This window comes from Pseudomonas sp. Eth.TT006 (genome assembly GCF_054456575.1).
Window position 1 is genome coordinate 269,940 of sequence record NZ_JBTJEN010000004.1, and the last position, 18,033, is coordinate 287,972.

Consider the following 18,033-nt stretch of genomic DNA (forward strand, 5'->3'; position numbering starts at 1 on the left):
CTGAGGGTTGATCATGACCGAGTTGGCGCGCTTGAAGTTCTATGCCACTCAGCCGCATTCCTGCAGTTATCTGCCCGAGGAGCAGGCGACGACGCTGTTTCTCGACCCAAGCCAGCCCATGGATGTGCACGTCTACGCAGATTTGTCGGAAATGGGCTTTCGTCGCAGTGGCGATCATCTGTATCGGCCCCATTGCCAGAATTGCAATGCGTGCGTGCCTGCGCGCATCCCGGTGGCGCTGTTCACGCCCAATCGTCAGCAGAAACGCATATTCAAACGCAACGCCGACCTGCAGGTGCGGCCGATAAAACCGCACTTCAGCGAAGAGTATTTCGATCTGTACCAGCGTTATATCGAGCAACGCCATGCCGACGGTGACATGTACCCGCCGAGCCGCGATCAATTTTCGACGTTTCTGGTGCGCGACCTGCCCTTTTCACGCTTTTATGAATTTCGACTCGACGGACGGTTGCTCGCGGTCGCGGTCACCGATCTGCTGCCCAATGGCCTGTCGGCGGTCTACACCTTCTACGAACCTGACGAGGAACGGCGCAGCCTGGGGCGTTTCGCCATCCTGTGGCAGATCGCCGAAAGCCAGCGGCTGGGGCTGGAGGCGGTGTATCTCGGCTACTGGATCAAGAACTGCAAAAAGATGAATTACAAGACCCAATATCGCCCCATCGAATTGCTGATAAATCAGCGCTGGGTGATTCTTAACTGATCGCAAGCCGTAAACCCCTTGGCTTAAACCCCCTTTTTCGGGCACAATGCACGCCGCTTTTGCCTGGCGCAGTTGCACCGGGCCATTCATTGGATACCGAGGGCTTTACTGCATGTCGAAAGAAGACAGCTTCGAAATGGAAGGCACTGTCGTCGACACCCTGCCCAACACCATGTTTCGTGTGGAGTTGGAAAATGGGCACGTCGTAACCGCGCATATTTCCGGCAAGATGCGCAAGAACTACATTCGTATTCTTACCGGTGACAAAGTGCGCGTCGAGCTGACGCCCTATGACTTGAGCAAAGGGCGTATTACTTACCGCGCTCGCTAATCAAGTCAATACAAGACGCCCGGTTTATCCGGGCGTTTTTGTATTCGGCGTTTGGGATTGGGATTGGGATTGGGGGCATATCCGTTGCTTCGGGTGTTGCTGCTGGCGGTTTCGCTCTTACAGCGAGTCACTTTTTACAAACGCCCGGAATGCCGGCCCAGTAAAAAGTAACCCAAAACGCTTTGCCCCGGTGTACGGCACTTCGCTTAGGCTCAGTGTTCCCTCGCTACGGTGTCCATCAGGGGGCATCGCCTACGACTTGCTTCGCTGCACCTCCTCTCGATGTATGCGGCTGCGCCGCACGGCGTTGCGCGCCTACCCCCTGATGGACACCTACGCTCGGCCTGCCGAAGGGGCGGAAGATCAAAAGCAAGATCAAAAGCCGAAGCCAAAGCCAAAGCAGATCAAAAGATCGCAGCCTTCGGCAGCTCCTACAGGGGATGTGTCAAGCTGAAGAATCAGGTCGGCTGTCAGGCCGCCTTCGCGAGCAAGCCCGCTCCCACAGAAACGCCAAAGCAGACCGCATCCGCTTCTCACCACTCAAAAGGATGAGCGTTAGCTCGGCTGCGGCTTTTGATCTTCGGGCGACGTCGGGAGGCTGAGTGGAGGGATTGATCCGGGGGGTGGGAGCGCAGCGACCGTTTGGCGAAGCCAAACACAGCGAGAGGAGGTGCAGCGAAGCAAACCGTAGGCGCTGCGCCCGGATCAATCCCGCAGCGAAGGAACCCCGAGCGTTAGCGAGCGGGCCGGACGTAGGAGCAAGCGTTTTTTTGCTTACTTTTTTTAGGCGTTTGTAAAAAAAGTGAGTCGCCGTCAGGGCGAAACCCTAAGCAGCCGTTACCGCAGCAACGGATATACACACAAAAACACCAAACAACAAAAAGGCGCCCGAAGGCGCCCTCTTGATCCTCTGCCGTCAGGCCATCTCAGCCGTAGTCTCGAAGTCAAACGTCAGCTCACCATCCTTGATGTCGATGTGCACCACACCGCCATGCTCGGCCAGCTCGCCAAACAGAATCTCCTCCGCCAACGGACGCTTGATCTTGTCCTGGATCAGACGCGCCATCGGACGTGCGCCCATGGCCGAATCGTAACCCCCGGCCGCCAGCCAGCTGCGCGCCGCGTCGGTCACCTCCAGCAGCACCCGCTTGTCTTCCAGCTGCGCCTGCAGTTCGGTAAGGAACTTGTCCACCACACTTTTGATGACCTCATGACTGAGGCGACCAAACTGGATAATGGTGTCCAGACGGTTACGGAATTCCGGCGTGAAGCTCTTCTTGATCACTTCCATCGCATCGGACGAATGGTCCTGATGGGTGAAACCGATCGAAGCCCGCGCGGCGGTCTCGGCACCGGCATTGGTGGTCATGATGACGATCACATTGCGGAAATCCGCCTTGCGCCCGTTGTTGTCGGTGAGCGTACCGTGATCCATCACCTGCAGCAGCAGGTTGAAGACTTCCGGATGCGCCTTCTCGATTTCATCGAGCAGCAATACGCAGTGCGGCTGCTTGGTGATCGCCTCGGTCAACAGACCGCCCTGATCGAACCCGACATAGCCTGGAGGCGCACCGATCAGACGCGATACGGTGTGACGCTCCATGTACTCGGACATGTCGAAGCGCACCAGCTCGATCCCCAGCGCCTTGGCCAGTTGCCGCGCGGCTTCGGTTTTACCGACACCGGTAGGACCGGCGAACAGGAACGACCCGACTGGCTTGTCAGGCGACTTGAGGCCGGCGCGGGACAGTTTGATCGCAGTCGACAGCGAATCGATCGCCGCGTCCTGACCAAACACCGTCAGCTTCAGGTCACGCTCCAGGTTACGCAGCAGTTCCTTGTCGGAGCTGGTGACGTGTTTCGGCGGAATCCGCGCGATCTTCGCCACAATGTCTTCAACCTGCGGCACGTCAATGCGCTTCACGCGCTTGTCGACCGGTTGCAGGCGCTGATAGGCGCCCGCTTCGTCGATCACGTCGATGGCCTTGTCCGGCATGTGCCGGTCATTGATGTAACGCGACGCCAGTTCAGCAGCGGCGCGCAACGACTCATCGCTGTATTCGATGTTGTGATGTTGCTCGAAACGCCCTTTCAGGCCGCGCAGGATACCGATGGTGTCCTCCACTGACGGCTCGACAACATCGACTTTCTGGAAGCGTCGTGCCAGAGCGCGATCCTTCTCGAAGATGCCGCGAAATTCCTGGAACGTGGTCGAGCCGATGCAGCGAATGTCGCCAGACGACAGCAGTGGCTTGAGCAGGTTCGAGGCATCCATCACGCCACCGGACGCAGCACCCGCACCGATGATGGTGTGGATTTCGTCGATAAACAGGATCGCCTGCGGACGTTTTTTCAGCTCACCGAGCAGCGCCTTGAAGCGCTTCTCGAAATCACCGCGATACTTGGTGCCCGCGAGCAGAGCACCGAGATCCAGCGAGTAAACAACGCTGTTGGCCAGCAGGTCCGGTACCTGGTTGTCGACGATGCGCTTGGCCAGACCTTCGGCAATCGCGGTTTTACCCACGCCTGCCTCGCCCACCAGCAGCGGATTGTTCTTGCGCCGGCGCGCGAGGATCTGCGCGACACGCTCGACTTCGCTTTCACGGCCGACCAGCGGATCGATGCGACCCTGGCGCGCAAGCTCATTCAGGTTGCTCGCATACGCATCCAGAGGATTGCCTGAGGAAGAAGACTCACCGCCCTCGTCGTCCTGCATGTCTTGTTCACCTTCAGAGTGATCGCCATGCCCCGGCACTTTGGAAATGCCGTGGGCGATGTAATTGACGACATCAATGCGCGCGACGCTCTGCTGTTTCAGCAGGAACACGGCCTGACTCTCTTGCTCACTGAAGATTGCGACCAGCACGTTGGCGCCAGTCACTTCGCGTTTGCCCGAGCTCTGTACGTGGAAAACAGCACGTTGCAGTACACGCTGGAAGCCCAGGGTTGGCTGGGTTTCGCGGTCCTCGTCGTGGACGGGGATCAATGGCGTGGTGGAGTCGATGAACTCCTGCAGGTCGTGCTTGAGTTTGTCGAGGTTTGCGCCGCAGGCACGCAATACGGTGGCGGCAGCCTCATTGTCCAATAGGGCCAGCAGCAGGTGTTCGACGGTCATGAATTCATGACGCTTCGAACGAGCCTCCTTGAAGGCAAGATTGAGGGTGACTTCGAGCTCGCGGTTTAACATAGCTTCACCTCATACCCAAGTGGTCGGCGATTAACCGTCCTTCTCGATTTCACAGAGTAGCGGATGCTGGCTTTCCCTGGCGTACTGGTTGACCTGCATGGCCTTTGTCTCGGCGATGTCGCGGGTAAACACTCCACATACTGCCCGTCCTTCTGTGTGAACGGCCAGCATGACCTTGGTCGCCAGCTCGCGATTCAGGTTAAAAAACACCTCGAGCACTTCGACGACGAAATCCATCGGTGTGTAGTCATCGTTGAACAAAACCACCTTGTACATCGGCGGCGCCTGTAACGCGGGCTTTGCTTCCTGAACAGCAACGCCTGCCGAATCGTCGTCGTGCTCCTCTGGATGATCCTTTTGGAGAAGCGGGCGATCCTGATTGAATGTTAGTCGAATCTGGCTGATTGCATGCATGGAAAGAAAGGTTCGTCAGTTGTGCAAATACAGTGGTGGGGGCGGCTGTGCACCTTTTCAACTCCGACTGCCCGGTCACCTTGACTATCGGGAAAACGGTGTTACAACCAATAGAGCCCACAGTGGGTAAAAAAGATCCGCGGCGTCAATTCTTTTCATGAATTCAGATGGCGGATGATCGGGATGATACTCCAGCGATGGAGTGTGTTGCAGAGGGATTTGAGCATGGTGGTCGGCAAGGTGAAATGGTTCAACAATGCCAAGGGGTTCGGCTTCATCAATACCGACTCCCGCGAGGGCAAGGACGAGGACGGCAAAGAGATCGATTTCTTTGCACACTTCTCCGCCATTGAAATGGACGGGTATAAAACCTTGAAGGCCGGACAGCCGGTGGTCTTCGATATCGTTCAAGGCCCCAAGGGCCTGCATGCTGTCAAAATCAAAGCCGTCGTCACCAAACCATCCAGTGCTGCCGAGAGTGCCGCAGCTGCGGCTGCCGCTGCTGCAGCCGCCGCGACTGCCAAAGCGATAAGCTGACTGATTTCAGCTTAATTCTCCTGGCAATAAAAAACCGCCTGACTCAGTCGATGAGGCAGGCGGTTTTTATGTGCCCGCGTATTACATATGCTTGACGATCGCCTCACCGAACCCCGAAGAAGACACCAGCGTGGCACCGTCCATCAGGCGTTCGAAGTCGTAAGTCACGGTCTTGGCCTTGATCGCGCCATTGGTGCCCTTGATGATCAGGTCCGCCGCCTCGGTCCAGCCCAGATGGCGCAACATCATCTCCGCCGAGAGAATCACCGAACCTGGGTTGACCTGGTCCTTGCCGGCATATTTCGGCGCGGTACCGTGGGTCGCCTCGAACATGGCCACGGTGTCGGACAGGTTGGCGCCCGGCGCGATGCCGATACCACCCACTTCGGCCGCCAGGGCGTCGGACAGGTAGTCACCGTTGAGGTTGAGGGTGGCGATCACGTCGTATTCCGCCGGACGCAGCAGGATCTGCTGGAGCATGGCGTCGGCAATGGCGTCCTTGACGATGACTTCACGGCCGGTTTTCGGGTTCTTGAATTTCATCCACGGGCCGCCATCGAGCAGCTCGGCGCCGAATTCTTCCTTCGCCACCTCGTAGCCCCAGTCCTTGAAGGCACCTTCGGTGAATTTCATGATATTGCCCTTGTGCACGATGGTCAGCGACTTGCGGTCGTTGTCCACCACGTATTGCAGGGCCTTGCGCACCAGACGCTTGGTGCCTTCCTTGGACACCGGTTTGATGCCAATACCGCAATCCTGGTCGAAACGGATCTTGGTCACGCCCATCTCTTCTTTCAAAAACTTGATGACCTTGGTGGCCTCAGGGGAACCGGCCTTCCATTCGATACCGGCATAAATGTCTTCGGAGTTCTCGCGGAAGATCACCATGTCGACGTCGCCAGGCTTTTTCACCGGGCTCGGCACGCCTTCGAACCACACCACAGGGCGCAGGCAGACATAAAGATCGAGTTGCTGACGCAGGGCTACGTTGAGGGAGCGGATGCCGCCACCGACCGGGGTGGTCAGCGGGCCCTTGATGGACACCACGTAATCCTTGACCGCATCCAGGGTTTCCTGGGGCAGCCAGGTGTCCTGGTCATACACCTGAGTCGCTTTTTCGCCAGCGTACACCTCCATCCAGGAAATCTTGCGCTTGCCCCCGTAGGCCTTGGCCACGGCAGCATCAACCACTTTGATCATTACCGGGCTGACGTCGACGCCAATCCCGTCACCTTCGATAAAGGGAATGATCGGGTTATCAGGGACATTGAGAGAATGGTCTGCATTGACGGTGATTTTGTCGCCGACGGCTGGAACCTGAATCTTCTTGTAACCCATGCTGAACTCCACTCATTGGATTGAACATCTGGCTTGGTTCGAGCGTAACCCAGTTAAATCAACACGCAAACCCTCTGTTCATGGCGCAGGCATATCCGCTTTCGTACAAGCCTGAAAGCAAAGGGAAAAGCGCCAAATTCAAGCATTCCCGACAGCTCTGCGCCCCACCCCGCCCTGCGACCTTTAGACCAATGGACGAGACGGGTTGCGTATGAACCATCGGCAGATTGCCAGCTACCTATGTATAATGCCGCCCGCTGACCACAGGGTCACGACGGCTGGCCTCTCTAGCATGAGACTTTCCGCCTGATTGGTCGGGTTGTTATCGCAGTCCGACTGCTTGACGCTCTACTGATGCACCCAACATCACCGCGAAGAATCTCGACATTCGGTTCATGGATGACTTTGAACGAACGCGCTTACCCGGCGCCCCTCGAGTTTCTGCGCACGCTTTAGCAAAGAAGAGAGAGTTAATCCGAATATGCCCACCCGCTCGAAGATCATCTATACCTTCACCGACGAAGCTCCAGCCCTCGCCACCTATTCCCTGCTGCCGATCATCGAGGCTTACACCGCCTCGGCCGATATCGCCGTGGAAACCCGCGATATCTCTCTTGCAGCGCGTATTCTGGCCAGCTTCCCCGAGCAACTGGGCGACAAAGCCGTAGCCGACCACCTCGCCGAACTGGGCGACCTGGCGGTTACGCCTGAAGCCAACATCATCAAGCTGCCGAACATCAGTGCTTCGGTGCCTCAGCTGCAAGCGGCGATCAAAGAGCTGCAAGCCCAGGGTTACAACCTGCCGGACTACCCGGAAACCGTGACCAACGACGCCGAAAAAGAAGCCAAGGCGCGTTACGACAAGGTCAAGGGCAGCGCCGTGAACCCGGTTCTGCGTGAAGGCAACTCCGACCGTCGCGCCCCACTGTCGGTGAAGAACTACGCGCGCAAGCACCCGCACAAAATGGGCGCCTGGGCCAAAGACTCCAAGTCCCACGTGGCTCACATGAGCAACGGCGACTTCTACGGCAGCGAAAAAGCAGTCCTGATCGACGCGGCTGACGCGGTGAAGATCGAACTGATCGCCAAAGATGGCACCGCGACCGTTCTGAAAGAAAAAACCAGCGTTCAGGCCGGCGAGATCCTCGACTGCGCAGTGATGAGCAAAAACGCCCTGCGCGCGTTCATCGCCGCTGAAATCGACAGCGCCAAGGCCCAGGGCGTGCTGCTGTCGGTGCACCTGAAAGCGACCATGATGAAGGTCTCCGACCCGATCATGTTCGGCCAGATCGTTGCCGAGTTCTATAAAGATGCCCTGACCAAGCACGCTGATGTGCTGGCCCAGATCGGCTTCAACCTGAACAACGGCATTGGCGATCTGTACGCGCGCATCAAGGCCCTGCCGGCCGAGCAGCAGGCGCAGATCGAAGCCGACATCGCAGCCGTCTACGCCGCACGTCCAGCGCTGGCGATGGTCAACTCCGACAAAGGCATCACCAACCTGCACGTGCCGAGCGACGTCATCGTCGACGCCTCGATGCCGGCCATGATCCGCGACTCCGGCAAGATGTGGGGCACTGACGGTCAGCTGCACGACACCAAGGCCGTGATCCCGGATCGTTGCTACGCGACCATCTACCAGGCCGTGATCGAAGATTGCAAAGCCAATGGCGCGTTCGATCCGACCACCATGGGCAGCGTGCCAAACGTTGGCCTGATGGCGAAGAAAGCCGAAGAGTACGGCTCGCACGACAAGACCTTCCAGATCAAGACTGACGGCGTGGTTCGCGTCACCGACAGCAAGGGCACCCTGCTGATGGAACAGGCGGTTGAAGCCGGCGACATCTTCCGCATGTGCCAGACCAAAGACGCGCCGATCCAGGACTGGGTCAAACTGGCGGTCAACCGTGCACGCGCCAGCAGCACCCCGGCGATCTTCTGGCTCGACCCGATGCGCGCTCACGATGGCGTGGTGATCGAGAAGGTTCAGACTTACCTGAAAGATCACGACACCAGCGGTCTGGACATCCAGATCATGGCGCCGGTCGACGCGATGAAGTACACCCTGCAGCGCACCCGCGAAGGCAAGGACACCATTTCGGTGACCGGCAACGTACTGCGCGACTACCTGACCGACCTGTTCCCGATCATGGAACTGGGCACCAGCGCCAAGATGCTATCGATCGTGCCGCTGATGAACGGTGGTGGCCTGTTCGAAACCGGCGCCGGCGGTTCGGCTCCGAAGCACGTGCAGCAACTGGTTGAAGAGAACTTCCTGCGCTGGGATTCGCTGGGCGAGTTCCTCGCGCTGGCAGCCTCCCTCGAGCACTTGGGTGTGAACTACAACAACCCGAAAGCGCTGGTCCTGTCGAAAACCCTGGATCAGGCCACCGGCCAGTTCCTCGACAACAACAAGTCGCCATCGCGCAAAGTCGGCAACATCGACAACCGCGGCAGCCACTTCTACCTGGCGCTGTACTGGGCTCAGGCCCTGGCCGCCCAGACCGAAGACGCGGCACTGCAAGCGCAGTTCGCGACCCTGGCCAAAACCCTGACCGAGAATGAGGCGACCATCGTTGCTGAACTCAACGCCGTGCAGGGCAAGCCAGTGGACATCGGTGGTTACTACCACGCCGACGCCGAGCTGATCAGCAAGGCCATGCGCCCAAGCGCAACCTTCAACGCGGCGATTGCTGCGCTGGTTTAAGGTTGTAACGGGAACATCACAAGCCCCGGCCTCGTGCCGGGGTTTGTGTTTTTGGGTTTCATGATCACCACAAAACCCTGCGTGGGAGCGGGCTTGCTCGCGAATGCGGTTTATCATTCAACCTCTTCATTGACTGACCCACCGCTTTCGCGAGCAAGCTCGCTCCCACAGGGGGGCGTCGGTGATTCAGGGATTTTCGGCGGGTCGAAATCCTGGATGGGAGTGGGCTTGCTCGCGAAGAGGCCTGCACATTCAGCATCAATGGCGACTGACCCACCGCTTTCGCGAGCGAGCCCCGCTCCCACAGGGACTGGGTTTCAATTCAATATTCGAGGACAACTCATGGAATGGCTCCCCCACATCACCGTCGCCACCATCGTCGAAGACAACGGCCGCTTTCTGATGGTCGAAGAATCCAAGGCCGGGCGTAACGTGCTCAACCAGCCCGCCGGCCATCTCGACCCGGACGAAACCCTGATCGAAGCCGCCGTGCGCGAAACCCTCGAGGAAACCGGCTGGGACGTCGAGCCCACCGGGGTGATCGGCATTTACCTGTACACCGCACCGAGCAACGGCGTGACATACCAGCGCGTGTGCTTCAGCGCCAAAGCGCTGCAATACCACCCGGACTATCAGCTGGACGACGGCATCGTCGGCGCCAAGTGGCTGACCCGCGACGAATTAATCGCTCAGCGCGAGAACTGGCGCAGCGAGCTGCTCATCCGCTGCATCGACGATTATCTGGCCGGCCATCACTTCAGTCTCGAACTGATCCGCCCTTCCCTTTAGCCTTGCGGCCGCGAGCCTGCTAGAATCGCGTCCTTTTTCAAGACACTCATTGAATCCCTATGCGTGATCCAGCCCCTTCTGACACATCCAAGAAGCGCGTCATTGTCGGCATGTCCGGCGGCGTGGACTCTTCCGTTTCCGCTCTCCTGCTGATCGAGCAGGGCTTTGAAGTGGAAGGCCTGTTCATGAAGAACTGGGAAGAAGACGACGGAACGGAATACTGCACCGCCATGGACGACCTGGCGGACGCCCAGGCCGTGTGCGACAAGATCGGCATCAAGCTGCACACCGCCAACTTCGCCGCCGAGTACTGGGACAACGTGTTCGAGCATTTCCTCGCCGAATACAAGGCCGGACGCACGCCGAACCCGGACATCCTGTGTAACCGCGAGATCAAGTTCAAGGCGTTCCTCGACTACGCAATGATGCTCGGCGCCGACCTGATCGCCACCGGCCACTACGTGCGCCGCCGTGACATCGATGGCCGCACCGAGCTGCTCAAGGGCCTTGATCCGAACAAGGACCAGAGCTACTTCCTGCACGCCGTTGGCGGCGAACAGATCGCCAAAACCCTGTTCCCGGTCGGCGAGCTGGAAAAGCCTGAAGTCCGGGCGATTGCCGAAAAATATGAGCTGGCGACTGCGAAGAAGAAGGATTCCACCGGAATCTGCTTCATTGGCGAACGCCGTTTCAGCGACTTCCTCAAGCAATACCTGCCGGCACAACCGGGCGAGATCAAGACCACTGAAGGTGAAGTCATCGGCCGTCACCACGGCTTGATGTACCACACCATCGGTCAGCGTCAGGGCCTGGGCATCGGCGGTCTGAAAGATGCCGGCGACGAGCCGTGGTACGTGCTGCGCAAGGACCTGGACACCAACGAACTGATCGTCGGCCAGGGCAACAACCATCCATGGCTGTTCTCCAGCGCCCTGCTCGCTTCGGAAATCTATTGGGTCAACCCGATCGATTTGAGTCAGCCGCTGCGCCTGACCGCGAAAGTGCGTTATCGCCAGAGCGACCAGGCCTGCACCCTGGAAAAAACCGCCAGTGGCTACCGCGCGGTATTCGACGAACCACAACGGGCAGTGACCCCGGGCCAGTCCGTGGTGTTCTACGACGGCGAAATCTGCCTCGGTGGCGGCGTGATCGAAGTTGCCGAGCCGTGGAGCGGCCAGGCATGAGCCCGACGCAGGAGCAACTGACGGCGCTGGGCGGCGTGTTTCTCGCCGCCGTGCTGGTCGACCGGATCGCCAAGACCGGCCAGACCAGTGAAGCCGGCCTGAGCTGCATGCTCGGCAGCCTGCTGGTACGCGACCCGAAAGACACCCTGGATGTGTATGGCGGCGACGACATCAACCTGCGCGAAGGCTATCGTGCGTTGATCGGCGCACTGGAGCGCGACCCAAGCACCCTGCAGCGCGAGCCATTGCGCTACGCCCTGTCGATGCTCGGCCTGGAGCGGCAACTGGCCAAGCGTGACGACATGCTCGACACCATCGGCAAGCGCCTGCCGCAGATCCAGTCGCAGGTCGAACACTTCGGCCCGGCCCACGAAAACGTGATCGCCGCCTGCGGTGCGCTGTATCAGGACACGCTGAGCACCCTGCGCCAACGCATTCAGGTGCATGGCGACATGCGCAACCTGCAGCAACCGAGCAATGCTTCGAAAATCCGCGCCCTGTTGCTGGCCGGGATCCGCTCCGCCCGCCTGTGGCGGCAACTGGGCGGCCATCGCTGGCAACTGGTGATCAGCCGACGCAAATTGCTGAAAGAGCTTTACCCGTTGATGCGCAACGAATAAGTCGCCTCAACCCGTTTTTTTTGTGGCGAGGGAGCAAGCTCCCTAGCCACAGGTAATAAACAGCTTTATCTCGTTACGCGTAATACGCCGGTCAGTTGGCAACGGACCGGCGGATTTTTTCATGTATGATACGCGCCCCATTTCGTTGCCCGACTGTCCGAGAACACCCCATGCAGCTCTCTTCGCTCACTGCGGTTTCCCCTGTTGACGGCCGCTACGCCGGCAAAACCCAGGCCCTGCGCCCGATTTTCAGCGAGTACGGCCTGATCCGTGCCCGCGTCCTGGTTGAAGTGCGCTGGCTCCAGCGCCTGGCTGCCCACGCCGGTATCCCGGAAGTGCCAGCCTTCTCCGCCGAGGCCAACGCCGTTCTCAATGAACTGGCAGAAAACTTCTCGCTGGAGCACGCCGAGCGCGTCAAAGAGATCGAGCGCACCACCAACCACGACGTCAAGGCGATCGAATACCTGCTCAAGGAGCAGGCGGCCAAGCTGCCGGAGCTGGCCAAGGTCAGCGAATTCATCCACTTTGCCTGCACCAGTGAAGACATCAACAACCTGTCCCACGCCCTGATGCTGCGCGAAGGCCGTGACGACGTGATGCTGCCGCTGATGCGCCAGACCGCCAACGCCATCCGCGAACTGGCGATCCGTTTCGCCGACGTGCCGATGCTGTCGCGCACCCACGGTCAGCCAGCCTCGCCGACCACCTTGGGCAAAGAACTGGCCAACGTGGTTTACCGTCTTGAGCGGCAAATCGCGCAAGTCGCTGCCGTACCGCTGCTGGGCAAGATCAACGGCGCCGTGGGCAACTACAACGCACACCTGTCGGCCTACCCGCAGATCGACTGGGAAGCCAACGCCCGCGCCTTCATCGAAGACGAGCTGGGTCTGGGCTTCAACCCGTACACCACGCAGATCGAGCCGCACGACTACATCGCCGAGCTGTTCGACGCGATCGCGCGATTCAACACCATTCTGATCGACTTCGACCGTGACATCTGGGGCTACATCTCCCTGGGTTACTTCAAGCAGCGCACCATCGCCGGCGAAATCGGTTCGTCGACCATGCCGCACAAGGTCAACCCGATCGACTTCGAAAACTCCGAAGGCAACCTGGGTATCGCCAACGCGCTGTTCCAGCACCTGGCGAGCAAACTGCCGATCTCCCGCTGGCAGCGCGACCTGACCGACTCCACCGTGCTGCGCAACCTCGGTGTCGGCTTCGCCCACAGCGTGATCGCGTACGAAGCGAGCCTCAAAGGCATCAGCAAGCTCGAACTCAACGCTGACAAGATCGCTGCCGACCTGGACGCCTGCTGGGAAGTCCTGGCCGAGCCGATCCAGACCGTGATGCGCCGTTACAACATCGAAAACCCGTACGAAAAGCTGAAAGAACTGACCCGCGGCAAGGGCATCAGCCCGGAAGCGCTGCAGACTTTCATCGACGGCCTGGACATGCCAGCCGCCGCGAAAGCCGAGCTGAAACAGCTGACCCCGGCCAACTACATCGGCAACGCTGTAGCGCAAGCCAGACGAATCTGATTCACCGCTTGACCCGTTTGAGACGCCCGGCCGCGCCGGGCGTTTTTATTCCCGTCTGAAAAATGCTTTTTTTCAATAGGTTACACATGAATCCTGATACTCCTCTTCAACTCCTGGGCGGTCTTACAGCGCGCGAATTCATGCGCGATTACTGGCAGAAAAAGCCGCTGCTGATCCGTCAGGCCATCCCTGACTTCGAAAGCCCGATCGACGCCGACGAACTGGCGGGCCTGGCCCTGGAAGAAGAGGTCGAGTCGCGCCTGGTGATCGAGCACGGCGAGCGCCCATGGGAGCTGCGTCGCGGCCCGTTTGCTGAAGACGAGTTCAGCAAACTGCCGGAAAAAGAGTGGACCCTGCTGGTTCAGGCCGTTGACCAATTCGTGCCAGAAGTCAGCGAGCTGCTGGAGAACTTCCGCTTCCTGCCGAGCTGGCGCGTCGATGACGTGATGATCAGCTTCGCCGCCCCAGGTGGCAGCGTCGGCCCGCACTTCGACAACTACGACGTGTTCCTGCTGCAAGGCCACGGCAAGCGCAACTGGAAAATCGGCCAGATGTGCGACACCGACAGCCCGCTGCTGCAACACGCCGATCTGCGCATCCTCGCCGAATTCCACCAGACCGAAGAATGGGTACTGGAGCCGGGCGACATGCTCTACCTGCCGCCGCGCCTGGCCCACTGCGGGATCGCCGTCGACAACTGCATGACCTACTCGGTCGGTTTCCGTGCTCCAAGCGCAGCGGAAGTGCTGACCCACTTCACCGACTTCCTCAGCCAGTTCCTGTCGGACGAAGAGCGCTACACCGATGCCGACGCGCAGCCAGCCGCCGATCCGCATCAGATTCAGCACGATGCGCTGGACCGTCTGAAAAGCCTGCTCGCCGAACACATGAGCGACGAGCGTCTGCTGCTGACCTGGTTCGGTCAGTACATGACCGAGCCGCGCTACCCGGAACTGGTGGTCGGCCCGGAGGACGTCGAAGAAGACGACTTCCTCAACGCCCTGCAAGACGGCGCGGTACTGATCCGCAACCCGAGCGCGCGCCTGGCCTGGTCGGAAGTCGATGACGATCTGCTGCTGTTCGCCAGCGGCCAGAGCCGTTACCTGCCGGGCAAGCTGCGCGAGCTATTGAAGATGATCTGCGCCGCCGATGCGCTGCACGTCGACAACCTCGGCGCCTGGCTGGACGACGAAGACGGCCGCGGCCTGCTGTGCCAACTGGTGAAACAGGGCAGCCTGGGATTTGCCGATGAATAAGATTCGCGTACGTGTCGCAGACTGGCAAAAGGACAACGCCGAGATCCGGCGCATTCGTGAAACGGTGTTCATCGCCGAACAATCGGTGCCACCCGAGCTGGAATGGGACGCCGACGACGCGACCGCCGTGCATTTTCTGGCGTTCGAAGGCGACTTTCCGATCGGCACCGCCCGCCTCTTGCCCGACGGGCACATTGGTCGGGTTTCGGTCCTGAAGGACTGGCGCGGGATGAAGGTCGGCGATGCGCTGATGCAAGCGGTCATCGCTGAAGCTGAAGAACGTGGCCTGCAGCAGCAAATGCTCAGCGCGCAGGTGCAGGCCACGGCGTTCTACGAGCGCCTGGGTTTCAGCCTGGTCAGCGAGGAATTCCTCGAAGCGGGGATTCCGCATGTCGATATGGTTCGGCATTCGGCATAAGTCTGCGTCGCGGCATTCGCGAGCAAGCCCGCTCCCACAGGAAATCTCCCGCGAACGCAGATTTTGTGCCCAGCAGAGATCATATGTGGGAGCGGGCTTGCTCGCGAAGAGGCCCTTCAGAACACCACAAAACGCCCCGCCATTCTCGGATGCCGGGGCGTTTTGCTGTCTACGATTCAACTTGCCCCACCCTGGGCCGACAAACTGGCAATATCAAGCCTTTCGAAAGCGGAGATAACGGACATGTCCCTACGCACCCTGCTCACCACCCTGCTGCTCGGCTGCAGCCTGTCGGTGATGGCAGCCACAGAAATCGTGCCCCTCAAGTACCGCACCAGCGCCGACATGCTGCCGATGGCCCAGGATTTTCTAGGCAAGGACGGTCAGGCCAGTGCCTATGGCAATCAACTGATCATAAAGGCCGAGCCGGACAAGATTCAGGAGCTGAAGGCGCTGATCACCCAACTCGACACCGCCCCCAAACGCCTGCTGATCACCGTCGACACCAACGAAAACAACCAGCAGAACACCGGCGACCAGCAGACCCGGATCATCAACTACAGCACCGCCAGCCGTGACGGCGGCATTCAGCAGGTTCAGACCAGCGAAGGCACACCGGCGCTGATCCAGGTCGGTCAAAGCGTGCCGATCACCAGCAGCCAGAGCAATTCGTACGGCGATTACAGCAGCCAGACGCAATACCGCAACGTCACCCAGGGTTTCTATGTCACTGCCAGCGTCACCGGCGACATCGTTCACCTGGCGATCAGTACCAACCGTGACCGCATGAGCCAGGAACGTCCCGATGTAGTGAACGTACAAAGTACCGACACAACGGTCAGCGGACGCCTCGGCGAATGGATTACCCTCGCTGGGGTAAACCGTGAAACCCAGGCCGACAAACAGAGCCAGAGCCGCAGCTACTCGACTCAAGGCCGGGATGACATGACGTTGCGGGTGAAAGTCGACGCCTTGGACTAAAGCACCGAAAACTGACTGATTAGTCGTATTAGACGAAAGATGTAGTGCTTTAAAAAAAGCACTACAAAACGTTTGACGAGGCAAAAAAGCGCGGGCATGATGGCCTCGCTCCCGCTAATCAGAGGCCCTGGCAAGGGCCTTCGAAGCGCTGTTCGCACCTACCCCGCGAACCGCATCGTGTCTGTACCGCCCACAAGGTGTGTTTGACGTGGTTGTCGACTGGAACGAAGTTGTCCCGAGGGACGGAAGCGTAATTAGGTAACCCGGCTCCATGCTGTAGTTCGTATAAAGGCCCACGACGCCCGAATGCGCCCGCAGTCCGCCACTACCTGCTCACTTCCCCTCGAGCCCATCGTTCATCCCGTCGCCTGCCCCGCCGAACCCGACCTGACCACCTAAGCTTCTGGTCAGCGAGCGCAAGGAATTTTCCACCGCAGAACAACTTTTCATAAAGACGCGACGAGGTTTATCTCCATGGCACTGACACGCGAACAGCAAATTGCAGCCCTTGAAAAAGACTGGGCTGAAAACCCGCGCTGGAAAGGCGTGACTCGCACTTACTCCGCTGCTGACGTCGTCCGTCTGCGTGGCTCGGTTCAACCTGAGCACACCTTTGCAAAAATGGGCGCCGAGAAGCTGTGGAACCTGGTGACCCAGGGTGCCAAGCCGTCCTTCCGCCCAGAGAAAGATTTCGTCAACTGCATGGGCGCCCTGACCGGTGGCCAGGCTGTTCAGCAGGTCAAGGCCGGGATCCAGGCGATCTACCTGTCGGGCTGGCAGGTGGCTGCGGACAACAACTCCGCCGAATCGATGTACCCGGACCAGTCGCTGTACCCGGTGGACTCCGTTCCAACCGTGGTCAAGCGCATCAACAACTCGTTCCGTCGTGCCGACCAGATCCAGTGGAAAGCCGGCAAGAACCCGGGCGACGAAGGCTACATCGACTACTTCGCGCCAATCGTGGCTGACGCTGAAGCCGGTTTCGGCGGCGTGCTGAACGCCTACGAACTGATGAAAAGCATGATCGAGGCAGGCGCCGCCGGCGTGCACTTCGAAGACCAACTGGCTTCCGTGAAGAAGTGTGGTCACATGGGCGGTAAAGTACTGGTTCCGACTCAGGAAGCCGTACAGAAGCTGACCGCTGCGCGTCTGGCTGCTGACGTTGCCGGTACTCCGACCATCATCCTGGCCCGTACCGACGCCAATGCCGCTGACCTGCTGACGTCGGACTGCGATCCGTACGACCAGCCGTTCGTGACTGGCGAGCGTACTCAGGAAGGTTTCTACAAGGTTCGCGCCGGTCTGGACCAGGCGATCGCCCGTGGTCTGGCTTACGCGCCGTACGCCGACCTGATCTGGTGCGAAACCGCCAAGCCGGATCTGGAAGAAGCCCGTCGCTTCGCCGAAGCGATCAAGAAGGAATACCCGGACCAACTGCTGTCGTACAACTGCTCGCCTTCCTTCAACTGGAAGAAAAACCTGGACGACGCGACCATCGCCAAGTTCCAGCGCGAACTGTCCGCCATGGGCTACAAGCACCAGTTCATCACCCTGGCCGGCATTCACAACATGTGGCACAGCATGTTCAACCTGGCGCACGACTACGCCCGCAACGACATGACTGCCTACGTGAAGCTGCAGGAGCAGGAATTCGCCGATGCCGCGAAGGGTTACACCTTCGTGGCGCACCAGCAGGAAGTGGGCACCGGCTACTTCGACGACATGACCACCGTGATTCAGGGTGGCTCGTCCTCGGTGACCGCGCTGACCGGTTCGACCGAAGAAGAACAGTTCCACTGATTCGGCTTCGCTGAGCAAACGGCCTTTGCGGATCGAATAGAAAGCTAACCGCAGAGCCGCAAGACTGACGCCCCGACTGGTTCGGGGCGTTTTTTTGCCCACAGAAAACCACCCGCGCCCTTGTAGGAGCTGCCGCAGGCTGCGATCTTTTGATCTTGTTTTTGCAGAATCAAAAGCAGAATCAAAAGATCGCAGCCTGCGGCAGCTCC

15 protein-coding genes are annotated in these 18,033 nt (G+C 59.4%); 12 read left to right on the forward strand and 3 right to left on the reverse strand.

Going from position 1 to position 18,033, the window contains the following annotated elements; genetic code table 11:
* Nucleotides 1-13 precede the first annotated feature (13 nt).
* Nucleotides 14-721, forward strand: coding sequence for an arginyltransferase (locus ACXR0M_RS08985; RefSeq protein WP_458831571.1), 708 nt, complete (start codon nucleotides 14-16; stop codon nucleotides 719-721).
* A 112-nt stretch (nucleotides 722-833) separates the two neighbouring features.
* The gene (gene infA, locus ACXR0M_RS08990; RefSeq protein WP_002553999.1) at nucleotides 834-1,052 is read left to right on the forward strand and encodes a translation initiation factor IF-1; all 219 of its coding nucleotides are present in this window, start codon (nucleotides 834-836) and stop codon (nucleotides 1,050-1,052) included.
* 916 nt (nucleotides 1,053-1,968) lie between these two features.
* Here infA and clpA read toward each other — a convergent pair.
* Together clpA and clpS are read right to left on the reverse strand one after the other, a co-directional pair.
* Nucleotides 1,969-4,239 (reverse strand): ATP-dependent Clp protease ATP-binding subunit ClpA, encoded by a 2,271-nt coding sequence (gene clpA, locus ACXR0M_RS08995; RefSeq protein ID WP_169430937.1) that lies wholly within the window; start codon nucleotides 4,237-4,239, stop codon nucleotides 1,969-1,971.
* Between the two features lie 30 nt (nucleotides 4,240-4,269).
* Nucleotides 4,270-4,653, reverse strand: coding sequence for an ATP-dependent Clp protease adapter ClpS (gene clpS / locus ACXR0M_RS09000; RefSeq protein ID WP_027614670.1), 384 nt, complete (start codon nucleotides 4,651-4,653; stop codon nucleotides 4,270-4,272).
* A 225-nt stretch (nucleotides 4,654-4,878) separates the two neighbouring features.
* Here clpS and ACXR0M_RS09005 point away from each other — a divergent pair, with 225 nt between their 5' ends.
* Nucleotides 4,879-5,190, forward strand: coding sequence for a cold shock domain-containing protein (locus tag ACXR0M_RS09005; RefSeq protein WP_458831572.1), 312 nt, complete (start codon nucleotides 4,879-4,881; stop codon nucleotides 5,188-5,190).
* An 81-nt stretch (nucleotides 5,191-5,271) separates the two neighbouring features.
* Here the strand turns inward: ACXR0M_RS09005 and icd are convergent, their stop codons facing one another.
* On the reverse strand, nucleotides 5,272-6,528 hold the full coding sequence (icd, locus tag ACXR0M_RS09010) for an NADP-dependent isocitrate dehydrogenase (protein ID WP_401070222.1): 1,257 nt from the start codon (nucleotides 6,526-6,528) through the stop codon (nucleotides 5,272-5,274).
* A gap of 481 nt (nucleotides 6,529-7,009) precedes the next feature.
* Between icd and ACXR0M_RS09015 the strand changes: the two genes are divergently transcribed.
* The 9 genes from ACXR0M_RS09015 to aceA all read left to right on the forward strand — a co-directional run bounded on the left by ACXR0M_RS09015 (nucleotide 7,010) and on the right by aceA (nucleotide 17,824).
* The gene (locus ACXR0M_RS09015; protein ID WP_458831573.1) at nucleotides 7,010-9,235 is read left to right on the forward strand and encodes an NADP-dependent isocitrate dehydrogenase; all 2,226 of its coding nucleotides are present in this window, start codon (nucleotides 7,010-7,012) and stop codon (nucleotides 9,233-9,235) included.
* A 342-nt stretch (nucleotides 9,236-9,577) separates the two neighbouring features.
* Nucleotides 9,578-10,024 carry an NUDIX hydrolase gene (locus ACXR0M_RS09020; RefSeq protein WP_458831574.1) on the forward strand — a complete coding sequence of 149 codons (447 nt, stop codon included), beginning with the start codon at nucleotides 9,578-9,580 and terminating at the stop codon, nucleotides 10,022-10,024.
* Nucleotides 10,025-10,083: 59 nt separating this feature from the next.
* Nucleotides 10,084-11,208, forward strand: a complete 1,125-nt coding sequence (mnmA, locus tag ACXR0M_RS09025; protein ID WP_458831575.1) for a tRNA 2-thiouridine(34) synthase MnmA — start codon at nucleotides 10,084-10,086, stop codon at nucleotides 11,206-11,208.
* Nucleotides 11,205-11,828 (forward strand): high frequency lysogenization protein HflD, encoded by a 624-nt coding sequence (hflD, locus tag ACXR0M_RS09030; RefSeq protein ID WP_458831576.1) that lies wholly within the window; start codon nucleotides 11,205-11,207, stop codon nucleotides 11,826-11,828. The genes mnmA and hflD overlap by 4 nt, the downstream gene beginning before the upstream one ends.
* A 170-nt stretch (nucleotides 11,829-11,998) precedes the next feature.
* Entirely contained in the window at nucleotides 11,999-13,369 is a 1,371-nt protein-coding gene (gene purB / locus ACXR0M_RS09035) for an adenylosuccinate lyase (RefSeq protein WP_230731678.1), read from the forward strand.
* An 86-nt stretch (nucleotides 13,370-13,455) separates the two neighbouring features.
* Nucleotides 13,456-14,625 (forward strand): ribosomal protein uL16 3-hydroxylase, encoded by a 1,170-nt coding sequence (locus ACXR0M_RS09040; protein WP_458831577.1) that lies wholly within the window; start codon nucleotides 13,456-13,458, stop codon nucleotides 14,623-14,625.
* On the forward strand, nucleotides 14,618-15,043 hold the full coding sequence (locus ACXR0M_RS09045; protein WP_458831578.1) for a GNAT family N-acetyltransferase: 426 nt from the start codon (nucleotides 14,618-14,620) through the stop codon (nucleotides 15,041-15,043). Before ACXR0M_RS09040 ends, ACXR0M_RS09045 begins: the two co-directional genes overlap by 8 nt.
* Nucleotides 15,044-15,286: 243 nt before the next feature.
* Nucleotides 15,287-16,024, forward strand: a complete 738-nt coding sequence (locus ACXR0M_RS09050) for a secretin N-terminal domain-containing protein (protein ID WP_458831579.1) — start codon at nucleotides 15,287-15,289, stop codon at nucleotides 16,022-16,024.
* Between the two features lie 474 nt (nucleotides 16,025-16,498).
* A complete protein-coding gene (aceA, locus tag ACXR0M_RS09055) occupies nucleotides 16,499-17,824 on the forward strand; it encodes an isocitrate lyase (protein WP_003223815.1) in 1,326 nt (441 codons plus the stop codon).
* Nucleotides 17,825-18,033: the final 209 nt, after the last annotated feature.

Bases quoted from the DNA above. Each gene is read 5' to 3' on its own strand.
- ACXR0M_RS08985 (WP_458831571.1), top strand. From the start codon at position 14: ATGACCGAGTTGGCGCGCTTGAAGTTCTATGCCACTCAGCCGCATTCC.
- infA (WP_002553999.1), top strand. From the start codon at position 834: ATGTCGAAAGAAGACAGCTTCGAAATGGAAGGCACTGTCGTCGACACC.
- clpA (WP_169430937.1), bottom strand. From the start codon at position 4,239: ATGTTAAACCGCGAGCTCGAAGTCACCCTCAATCTTGCCTTCAAGGAG.
- clpS (WP_027614670.1), bottom strand. From the start codon at position 4,653: ATGCATGCAATCAGCCAGATTCGACTAACATTCAATCAGGATCGCCCG.
- ACXR0M_RS09005 (WP_458831572.1), top strand. From the start codon at position 4,879: ATGGTGGTCGGCAAGGTGAAATGGTTCAACAATGCCAAGGGGTTCGGC.
- icd (WP_401070222.1), bottom strand. From the start codon at position 6,528: ATGGGTTACAAGAAGATTCAGGTTCCAGCCGTCGGCGACAAAATCACC.
- ACXR0M_RS09015 (WP_458831573.1), top strand. From the start codon at position 7,010: ATGCCCACCCGCTCGAAGATCATCTATACCTTCACCGACGAAGCTCCA.
- ACXR0M_RS09020 (WP_458831574.1), top strand. From the start codon at position 9,578: ATGGAATGGCTCCCCCACATCACCGTCGCCACCATCGTCGAAGACAAC.
- mnmA (WP_458831575.1), top strand. From the start codon at position 10,084: ATGCGTGATCCAGCCCCTTCTGACACATCCAAGAAGCGCGTCATTGTC.
- hflD (WP_458831576.1), top strand. From the start codon at position 11,205: ATGAGCCCGACGCAGGAGCAACTGACGGCGCTGGGCGGCGTGTTTCTC.
- purB (WP_230731678.1), top strand. From the start codon at position 11,999: ATGCAGCTCTCTTCGCTCACTGCGGTTTCCCCTGTTGACGGCCGCTAC.
- ACXR0M_RS09040 (WP_458831577.1), top strand. From the start codon at position 13,456: ATGAATCCTGATACTCCTCTTCAACTCCTGGGCGGTCTTACAGCGCGC.
- ACXR0M_RS09045 (WP_458831578.1), top strand. From the start codon at position 14,618: ATGAATAAGATTCGCGTACGTGTCGCAGACTGGCAAAAGGACAACGCC.
- ACXR0M_RS09050 (WP_458831579.1), top strand. From the start codon at position 15,287: ATGTCCCTACGCACCCTGCTCACCACCCTGCTGCTCGGCTGCAGCCTG.
- aceA (WP_003223815.1), top strand. From the start codon at position 16,499: ATGGCACTGACACGCGAACAGCAAATTGCAGCCCTTGAAAAAGACTGG.